7 protein-coding genes and 1 pseudogene are annotated in these 8,909 nt (G+C 70.1%); 4 read left to right on the forward strand and 4 right to left on the reverse strand.

Features of this window, described 5'->3' with window-relative positions:
* Both ACFQ4O_RS12270 and dgcN read right to left on the reverse strand, forming a co-directional pair.
* Nucleotides 1-236, reverse strand: a pseudogene (locus tag ACFQ4O_RS12270) (dipeptide epimerase); the annotation flags it as partial.
* 166 nt (nt 237-402) lie between these two features.
* Nucleotides 403-1,410, reverse strand: coding sequence for an N-acetyltransferase DgcN (gene dgcN / locus ACFQ4O_RS12275; RefSeq protein WP_378775979.1), 1,008 nt, complete (start codon nt 1,408-1,410; stop codon nt 403-405).
* A 113-nt stretch (nt 1,411-1,523) separates the two neighbouring features.
* On the opposite strand from dgcN, the gene ACFQ4O_RS12280 reads away from it, so the two are divergent.
* The 4 genes from ACFQ4O_RS12280 to ACFQ4O_RS12295 are packed head-to-tail and all read left to right on the forward strand — an operon-like array spanning nt 1,524 to nt 5,718.
* Nucleotides 1,524-2,669 carry an MlaE family lipid ABC transporter permease subunit gene (locus tag ACFQ4O_RS12280; RefSeq protein ID WP_378775980.1) on the forward strand — a complete coding sequence of 382 codons (1,146 nt, stop codon included), beginning with the start codon at nt 1,524-1,526 and terminating at the stop codon, nt 2,667-2,669.
* 2 nt (nt 2,670-2,671) lie between these two features.
* On the forward strand, nt 2,672-3,469 hold the full coding sequence (locus ACFQ4O_RS12285) for an ABC transporter ATP-binding protein (RefSeq protein WP_378775981.1): 798 nt from the start codon (nt 2,672-2,674) through the stop codon (nt 3,467-3,469).
* 21 nt (nt 3,470-3,490) lie between these two features.
* Nucleotides 3,491-5,071 (forward strand): MlaD family protein, encoded by a 1,581-nt coding sequence (locus ACFQ4O_RS12290; protein WP_378775982.1) that lies wholly within the window; start codon nt 3,491-3,493, stop codon nt 5,069-5,071.
* Between the two features lie 38 nt (nt 5,072-5,109).
* Nucleotides 5,110-5,718 (forward strand): ABC-type transport auxiliary lipoprotein family protein, encoded by a 609-nt coding sequence (locus ACFQ4O_RS12295; protein WP_378775983.1) that lies wholly within the window; start codon nt 5,110-5,112, stop codon nt 5,716-5,718.
* A 117-nt stretch (nt 5,719-5,835) separates the two neighbouring features.
* Here the strand turns inward: ACFQ4O_RS12295 and gltA are convergent, their stop codons facing one another.
* Nucleotides 5,836-7,128, reverse strand: a complete 1,293-nt coding sequence (gene gltA / locus ACFQ4O_RS12300) for a citrate synthase (protein ID WP_378775984.1) — start codon at nt 7,126-7,128, stop codon at nt 5,836-5,838.
* A 177-nt stretch (nt 7,129-7,305) separates the two neighbouring features.
* Nucleotides 7,306-8,733 carry a glutamate--tRNA ligase gene (gene gltX, locus ACFQ4O_RS12305; RefSeq protein ID WP_378775985.1) on the reverse strand — a complete coding sequence of 476 codons (1,428 nt, stop codon included), beginning with the start codon at nt 8,731-8,733 and terminating at the stop codon, nt 7,306-7,308.
* Nucleotides 8,734-8,909: the final 176 nt, after the last annotated feature.

Here is an 8,909-nt window from a genome sequence, read left to right on the forward strand (position 1 = left end):
AGCGCGGCGCGGTCGAGCCCGCCCGCGACAGCGCCCGCCAGCGCCTCGATCGCCGCCGCGACGCCCTCGGGCGTCTCGCCATAGCGCGCGTAGGGGCGGCACTCGCCCCGGCCCCGGAACGGCCCGTCCGTGATCTCCGCCACCACCGTCGTCACCTCGGTCACCGAGCCGCGGGCGATGGTGAACGCCCCGGCGACCGGCCAGCGCTCCATGCGGGCGGACAGCTGAACCGACATCAGGCGACCTCCCCTTGTCCCGGGCGTGACCTGGGACCCAGACACGCGGGCGTATTCGGGAAGGGCGCGGCGTTCATGCCGGTGGGAGCGGCAGCCGTTCGTGTTTCTGGGTCCCGGGTCAAGCCCGGGACAAGGAAGTGGCGGGCGTGGGGAGAGGCTGACGCCGTCACGGGAACGTGGCGATCAGGCGGTCGACGATCGGGCCGACGCCGAAGCGGACGGGGTCGCTGGCGGGCAGGCCGTGGACGGCGGCCGCGGCGTCCAGCGTGGCGCGGGCCTCGGTCTCGTCGAGGGCCGAGGTGTTGATGGCGAGGCCGACGCAGCGGATCTCGGGATTGGTGAGGCGGCCGGCGGCGACCGTCGCCTCGATCACCTGTCCGATGGAGGGCAGGGGATGCGGCACGCCGCGCATGGTCGTGCGGGTGGGCTCGTGGCAGACCACGAAGGCGTCCGGCTGGGCGCCGTGCAGCAGGCCGAGCGTGACGCCGGCGAAGGACGGGTGGAACAGCGAGCCCTGGCCCTCGACCACGTCCCAGTGGGCGGGGTCGGCGGCGGGCGTCAGCCATTCGGCGGCGCCGGAGATGAAGTCGGCCACCACCGCGTCCACCGCCACGCCCCGCCCCGCGATCAGCACGCCGGTCTGGCCGGTGGCGCGGAACTCAGCGTCGAGGCCGCGGGCCGTCATCTCCGCCTCCAGCGCCAGCGCCGCGTATTTCTTCCCGACCGAACAGTCGGTGCCGACCGTGAGCAGCCGGCGCCCCGGGCGCTTCACGCCCTTGCCGGTGGCGAAGCGCTCGCTCGCGTGGCGCACGTCGTGCAGCGCGCGGCCATGGCGTTTGGCTGCTTCGGCGATGCGGGGGAAGCTCGAGAGCCGGCCGTGCAGCCCGCTCGCCACGTCGAGCCCCGATTCGAGCGCCAGCACGATCTGGTCGATCCAGTGCTCGGGCAGCACGCCGCCGGCGTTCACCACGCCGATCACCAGCGTTTTCGCGCCCGCCGCCACCGCGCCGGCCACGTCGAGATCGGGCAGCCCCACATCCGCCTTGCAGCCGGGCAGGCGAAGCTGGCCGACGCACCAGTCCCGCCGCCAGTCCACCACGCCGGCCGCGGTCTTAGCGGCGAGGGCGTCCGGGGCGTCGCCCAGAAACAACAGATAGGGCTTCGCGATCTCCATGCGCTGGTCCTTAATCGTGGATCGCCTCGACAGCGCCATTTACGCTCTAGTAATACGAACCGACTTTGTGCGCCGCAAGGCGAGCCCACGTTCCGGAGCACCAGCGACCTCCCGTGCAGGCTGAAGCCACGTCCGGCAGTTTCAAGACAGAGCGGAACGACGACGGGGTGGTGCTGAAGCCGCTCGGCGACTGGACGGCGCTGGGCGGCGAGCAACTCGCGCGGCAGGTCGACCGGATCGATCTGCGCGACGCCCGGGGCAAGGCGCTCACGATCGACCTGTCCGGGCTCGGACGGCTCGACACGGTGGGCGCGGTGCTGCTGCGGCGGCTGGTGGAGCAGGCGGAAAGCGCCGGCGCCACGGCGCGGCTCGACGGCGCGAGCCCCCAGCACCAGCGCCTGCTCGACGCGCTGGACGGGCGCGGGCAGGAGCCGGCCCCGAAGGGCCGCAACGAGTCGCCGCTGTTCGCGATGCTGGCCAATTTCGGCGCCGGCGTGGCCTCGCTGAAGGACGACGTGATTCTCGGCGTCGGCTTCCTCGGCGCCGTGACCATGGCGACGCTGCGGCTGCTCCGGGCGCCGTGGCGCTTCCGCTTCACCTCCACGGTCGCGAATCTGCAGCGGGTGGGGCTGGCGGCGACGCCGATCGTGGCGCTGATCTCGTTCCTTGTGGGCGCGATCGTGGCGCAGCAGAGCATTTTCCAGCTCAAGAACTTCGGCGCCACGCTGTTCGTGGTCGATCTGCTCGGCATTCTGGTGCTGCGCGAGCTTGGCGTGCTGCTCACCGCCATCATGGTGGCCGGCCGTTCGGGCTCGGCCTTCACCGCCGAGATCGGCTCGATGAAGATGCGCGAGGAGATCGACGCGCTGAAGACCATGGGCCTCGATCCGATCGAGATTCTGGCCATGCCGCGCCTCGTGGCGCTGGTCATCGCCATGCCGCTCCTGTCCTTCCTCGCCTCCATGTCGGCGCTGCTCGGCGGCGGGCTGGTGGCCTGGGCCTATGGCGACATCACGCCGGTGACCTTCCTGCAGCGCCTCAAGGACGCGCTGACGTTCCAGACCTTCATGGTCGGCATCGTGAAGGCGCCCTTCATGGCGGTGGTGATCGGCCTCATCGCCTGCACCGAGGGCGCGAAGGTGAAGGGCTCGGCGGAATCGCTCGGCGCGCGCACCACGTCGTCGGTGGTGAAGTCGATCTTCGTGGTGATCGTGCTCGACGGTGTGTTCGCCATGCTGTTCGCGGCGATGGGGATCTGAGCATGGCCAAGCTCCCCGAGGCCGACGGCCACGAACTGGTCATCCGGGTTGAGAACCTCGTGGTCGGCTTCGGCGACCGCAACGTGATCGACGGCTTCGACCTCGACGTGCGCAAGGGCGAGATCCTCGGCGTCGTCGGTCCGTCCGGCGCGGGCAAGTCGGTCACGCTGCGCGCGGTCATCGGGCTGCTGCCGAAGCGCTCCGGCCGGGTCGAGGTGCTGGGCGTCGATCTGGACAAGGCGACGGAGAAGGAGCGGCTCACGGTGGAGCAGCGCTGGGGCGTGCTGTTCCAGCAGGGCGCGCTGTTCTCGTCCCAGACCGTGAAGCAGAACATCGAGATGCCGCTGCGCGAGCACACCTCGCTCGGGCCGAAGCTCCGGGACGAGATCTCCCGGCTGAAGATCGACCTTGTGGGGCTGAAGCCCGAGGCCGCGGACCGCTATCCGTCCGAACTCTCCGGCGGCATGATCAAGCGCGCGGCGCTGGCGCGGGCGCTGGCGCTCGATCCGGACATCGTGTTCCTCGACGAGCCGACGGCTGGCCTCGACCCCATCGGCGCCGCGGATTTTGATAAGCTGATCATGACGCTTCGGGATTCGCTCGGGCTCACCGTCTACATGGTGACCCACGACCTCGACAGTCTGACCACCGCCTGCGACCGCATCTGCGCGCTGAAAGGCGGCAAGGCGCTCGCGGTCGGTCCCATGTCCGAGATGGTCAAGAACGACGATCCCTGGATGCAGCAGTATTTTCGCGGCGAGCGCGCCCGCGCCGCCGGCATCGGCGCCACGGCCGCCTGACGCGCGGGAGGAGACGGACCCATGGAGACCCGCGCCAATCACGCCCTTGTCGGCGCCTTCACGCTGCTTGTGCTGGCGGGCGCCGCGCTGTTCGTGTGGTGGTTCACCTCCGCCGGGCAGGAGCGCACGCGCGCCATCTACCGCGTGCAGTTCCAGGGCGCGGTCTCCGGCCTCACGCCCGGCTCTGGGGTGCTGTTCAACGGCATCCGCGTCGGCGACGTCACCAACCTGAACTTCGATCCGCAGGACCCCGGCAAGGTGGTGGCGCGCATCGAGGTGTTCACAAACACGCCGATCCGCAAGGACACCAAGGCGCGGCTGGAGATCACCGGCCTTACGGGCGGCTCGGTGGTGCAGCTCGCCGGCGGCTCGCAGTCCTCCGAGCCGCTGCCCCGCGTGACGACCACCGAGGGCGATCCCAACAACGCGCCGGTGATCGTGGCGGAACCCTCCGCGTTCCAGGACATTCTGGAGGGCGCGCGCTCGGTGCTGGAGAAGGCGCAGATCACCTTCGCCGACATCCAGGGCCTCGTCGGCAACAGCCGCGGCTCCGTGGAGCGCTCGCTTCAGAACGTGGAGCAGTTCACTGCGGCGCTCGCGGCCAATTCCGACGACCTGAAGACCTTCATGCAGAACACCGGCGTCGCGGCCCGGCAGATCGGCGCGCTGGCGGAGAATCTGGTGCCGCTCGTCACCGACGTGCAGAACCTCGTGCGCGCCGTGGACGTGAACAAGGTGGACGCCACCATGTCGAACGTCGTCGCCTTCTCGCAGGCGCTGAAGGACGGCGCGCCGCAGGTGCAGAAGGCGCTCGGCGACGTGGCGTCGCTGGCGGAGGAGCTGCGCAAGTCCGGAACCCGCGTCGACGGCATCCTGGCCGGCGTCCAGAACATGATCACCTCGATCGACTCCACCAAGGTGTCCGCCTCCGTGGACCGCTTCTCGGCGATCCTCGACTCGATCGACCCGAACAAGGTGACCAACACCCTGAACTCGGTGGAGAGCGCCGCCCGCAACGCCGATCGCGCCATCGCGGCGATCGACGCCGAAAAGATCAACCGCGCCGTGGACGGCTTCACCGGCCTCGCCACCTCGATCGACGGGCAGACCATCAACCGCACGGTGGCGAGCGCCGACCGCATCCTCTCCGCGATCGACGGCGAGAAGGTGCGCGCGGCGGTCGACAACGTGGGCGCGTTCACCGCGGCGCTCGGCCGCAACTCCCAGACGGTCGACCAGATCATGGCCGACGCCAAGCAGATTTCCGGCCGCCTGACCGGCACCGCCGACCGGCTCGACGCGGTTATCGCCGACGCCCAGCGGGTGATCGGCTCCGACCAGACGCAGGGCGCGATCGCCGACTTCCAGAAGACCTCCGAGGCGATCCGCCAGCTGGCCCTGAAGCTCGACGGCCGCACCGCCGACATCTCCGCCAGCGTGAACAAGCTGTCGAGCTCCGGCGTGCGCGACCTGCAGGGCTTCGCCGCCGACGGCCGGCGCACGCTCGGCGAGCTTGAGCGCGTGCTGCGCAATCTGGAGCGCAACCCGCGCCAGTTCCTGTTCGGCGGCTCCGGCGGCGTGCCCGAGTATCGCGGCCGATGATCCGCGCCGTTCCGTTTCCTTCGACCCCGGAGAGAGCCTTGGCCCGCACCCCGTTCAGGACCGTTCTCGCCGCAGCCGCGGCGGTCGCGCTCGGCCTCCAGCTGTCGGCCTGCTCCAGCCTGATCGCCGGCTCGCCGGACGCCACCTACGACCTCACCGCCCCGTCCGACCTGCCGCGCGGCGGCGTCCGCCGCGGCGTGCTGGTGGTGGCCGAGCCGGTGGCGGTCGCCGTCATCGACGGCCAGCGCATCGTGGTGAAGCCGAACGGCGGGCAGGTGACCTACCTGCCGAAGTCGCAGTGGTCCGACCGGCTGCCGAAGCTGCTGCAGGCCCGGATGATCGAATCCTACGAGAACGCCGCCTGGCTGCGCAGCGTCGGGCGTCCCGGCGATCGGCTGTCGGTGGACTACCAGCTCGTCACGGAGGTGCGCGCCTTCCAGATCGACGCCGCCACGGGCGAGGCGGTGGTGGAGCTGACCGCCAAGATCACCAACGACAAGACCGGCAAGATCGTCGCCGGCGAGGTGTTCCAGGCCCGCCAGCCGCTGACCGGCGCCGTGACCGGCCCCTCCGCCACGCAGGCGCTCGATCAGGCCCTGAAGCGCGTGCTGACCGGCCTCGTCACCTGGACCGGCCAGCGCGTCTGAGCGGCCGCGAGCCGCCCTCGGCCGGATCATCGGCGCATGACAATCGACGCATGAAAAAGGGCCGGCGGTGAGCCGGCCCTTTTTCATGTCGGGAGCGTTTCGGCCCCGTCGCGCCGCTCAGCGGCGCTGGTCGATGGCCACGTAGTCGCGCAGCGACGCGCCGGTGTAGAGCTGGCGCGGGCGGCCGATGCGCTGCGACGGATCTTCCACCATCTCCTTCCACTGGGCGACCCAGCCGACGGTGCGCGCGACCGCGAACAGCACCGTGAACATGTCGGTGGGGAAGCCCATGGCCTTCAGGGTGATGCCCGAATAGAAGTCGATGTTCGGATAGAGCTTCTTCTCGATGAAGTAGTCGTCCTTGAGCGCGATCTGCTCAAGCTGGATCGCCACCTCGAGCAGCGGATCGTCCTTGATCCCGAGCTCTTTCAGCACCTCATGGCAGGTCTTCTGCATGATCTTGGCGCGGGGATCGTAGTTCTTGTAGACGCGGTGGCCGAAGCCCATCAGACGGAACGGATCGTTCTTGTCCTTGGCCTTCTTGACGTACTGGTCGACCTTGTCCGGCGTGCCGATCTCCGACAGCATCTTGAGCGCGGCCTCGTTCGCGCCGCCATGGGCCGGGCCCCACAGACAGGCGATGCCGGCGGCGATGCAGGCGAACGGATTGGCGCCCGAGGAGCCGGCGAGACGCACCGTGGAGGTGGAGGCGTTCTGCTCGTGATCGGCGTGCAGCACGAAGATGCGGTCCATAGCGCGCGCCAGAACCGGGTTCACCTTGTAGTCCTCGCACGGCACGGCGAAGCACATGTTCAGGAAGTTGGACGAGAAATCGAGCGCGTTCTGCGGATAGACGAAGGGCTGGCCGATCGAATATTTGTAGGCCATGGCCGCGAGCGTCGGGATCTTGGCGACCATGCGGATGGCGGCGATATCGCGCTGGGCGGCGTCGGTGATGTCGGTGGAGTCGTGGTAGAAGGCCGACAGCGCGCCGACCACGCCGCACAGCACCGCCATCGGATGGGCGTCGCGGCGGAAGCCGGAATAGAACCGCGACATCTGCTCGTGCACCATGGTGTGGCGCGTCACCAGCCGGTCGAACTCCGCCTTCTGGGCCGAGGTCGGCAGCTCGCCGTGCAGCAGCAGGTAGCAGGTCTCGAGGAAGTCGCCGTTCTCGGCCAGCTCGTCGATGGGATAGCCGCGGTAGAGCAGCACGCCTTCATCGCCGTCGATGTAGGTTATCTTGGACTCGCAGCTCGCCGTTGAGGTGAAGCCGGGGTCGTAGGTGAACAGGCCCGTATGCTTGTACAGGCTCTGGATGTCAAGCACCTCAGGACCGACCGAGCCCTGTCGAATGGGCAGATCGAGCTCCGAGGCTCCAACCTTCAGCTTTCCGGTCGTTTCGGCCATGTGAGATGCCCCTCGAGCTTTGCGCTTTTGATGGCCCTCGGGCGGGGTCGTCCGCGGACTCACAGCCTGGAGCCGGGGCGACTTTAGGAGGGCGTGCTTTTGGCGTATCGCAAGTCTTGCTGCGGCGCAAATAGGGCTCGCGCCGCCGTTGGGCAGGCCTCCGTACTCAGCTTTCGTTCACAATTTGGCCTGATCCCGGAGACGCGCCAGGCTCTCGTCCCGCCCGAGCGCGACCAGCACGTCGAAGATGCCGGGCGAGGTCTTGCGGCCGGTCAGCGCGGCGCGGAGCGGCTGGGCGAGGGCGCCGAGCTTGACGCCCGCCTCCTCCGCCAGCGTCCGCACCTCCGCCTCCGCCCCGGCGGCCGTCCAGTCCGGCAGCGCCTCCAGCCGCGGCAGCAACCGCGCCAACAGCGCGCGGGCGTCGTCCGTCAGCAGCGCCTCAGCGGCGGCCTCAAGCGCCAGCGGGCGCTCGTCGGTCAGAAAGCGTGCGCCGTCAAGCAGCTCCACGAGAGTCTTCGCGCGCTCCTTCAGGCCGGGCAGGGCGCTCTCCAGCGCCGGCCAGCGCCCGGTGGCGTCGAGCCGCGCCGCGGCCTCCGGGCCGCCGGGCAGGTGCGGCAGCGCGGCTTTCAGCGCCGCCAGCAGCTCCGCGTCCGGCGTGGCGCGCATGTAATGGCCGTTCAGGTTCGACAGCTTGGCCATGTCGAACCGCGCCGCCGACCGGCCGATCTGGCCCACGTCGAACCATTCGATCGCCTGCTCGGTGGAGAAGATCTCGTCGTCGCCGTGGCTCCAGCCGAGGCGCGCCAGATAGTTGCGCACCGCCGCGGGCAGGAAGCCCATCTCGCGATAGGCCTCGACCCCGAGCGCGCCGTGGCGCTTGGAAAGCTTGGCGCCGTCCGGCCCGTGGATGAGCGGGATGTGCGCCATCTTCGGCACGGACCAGCCGAGCGCCTCGTAGATCTGCGTCTGGCGGGCGGCGTTGGTGAGGTGGTCCACGCCGCGGATGACGTGGGTGACGCCCATGTCGTGGTCGTCCACCACCACCGCCAGCATGTAGGTGGGCGTGCCGTCGGAGCGTAGCAGCACCAGATCGTCCAGATCCTTGTTGGGGATCACCACGCGGCCCTGCACCAGATCGTCCACCACCGTCTCGCCCTCCTGCGGGGCGCGCAGGCGGATGGCGGGGGCGCGGTCGGCGGGGGCGTCGGAGGCCGGGCGGTCCCGCCAGCGGCCGTCGTAACGGGGCGGGCGGCCCTCGGCCATGGCGGTGGCGCGCATTTCCTCCAGCTCCTGCGCCGTGGCGTAGCAGCGATAGGCGCGGCCCGACGCCAGCATCTGCTCCACCGCCTCGCGGTGGCGGCCGGCGCGGGCGAACTGGAAGATGGGATCGCCGTCCCAGTCGAGGCCGAGCCACTTGAGCCCGTCCAGAATGGCGTCGATCGCCTCGTCGGTGGAGCGCGCGCGGTCGGTGTCCTCGATGCGCAGCAGCATCTTGCCGCCCTGCGCCTTGGCGTAGAGCCAGTTGAACAGCGCGGTGCGCGCCCCGCCGATGTGCAGGAAGCCGGTGGGCGACGGCGCGAAGCGGGTGACGACGGTCTCGGTCACGGGCGGTCTCGGGGCAAGCGGAAGGCGGAAAACGAGCGGCGCCGCGCGACGCCTCCTGCGCGCGGCGGGCGGCCCGTGTAGCATGGGCCGGCACGGGGGGAAACAGCGCGGCCATGGGCTCCGACAGGCGGCATGAAGGTGGACGCGCGCGCGCCGCCGCGATGCCCGGCGCGCGG

This window comes from Methylopila musalis (genome assembly GCF_042679725.1).
In the GTDB taxonomy this organism is placed as follows: domain Bacteria; phylum Pseudomonadota; class Alphaproteobacteria; order Rhizobiales; family Methylopilaceae; genus Methylopila; species Methylopila musalis.

Excerpts from the sequence above, each read along its gene's own strand:
- gltA (WP_378775984.1), bottom strand. The coding sequence starts at position 7,128 with ATGGCCGAAACGACCGGAAAGCTGAAGGTTGGAGCCTCGGAGCTCGAT.
- dgcN (WP_378775979.1), bottom strand. The coding sequence starts at position 1,410 with ATGGAGATCGCGAAGCCCTATCTGTTGTTTCTGGGCGACGCCCCGGAC.
- ACFQ4O_RS12285 (WP_378775981.1), top strand. The coding sequence starts at position 2,672 with ATGGCCAAGCTCCCCGAGGCCGACGGCCACGAACTGGTCATCCGGGTT.
- ACFQ4O_RS12290 (WP_378775982.1), top strand. The coding sequence starts at position 3,491 with ATGGAGACCCGCGCCAATCACGCCCTTGTCGGCGCCTTCACGCTGCTT.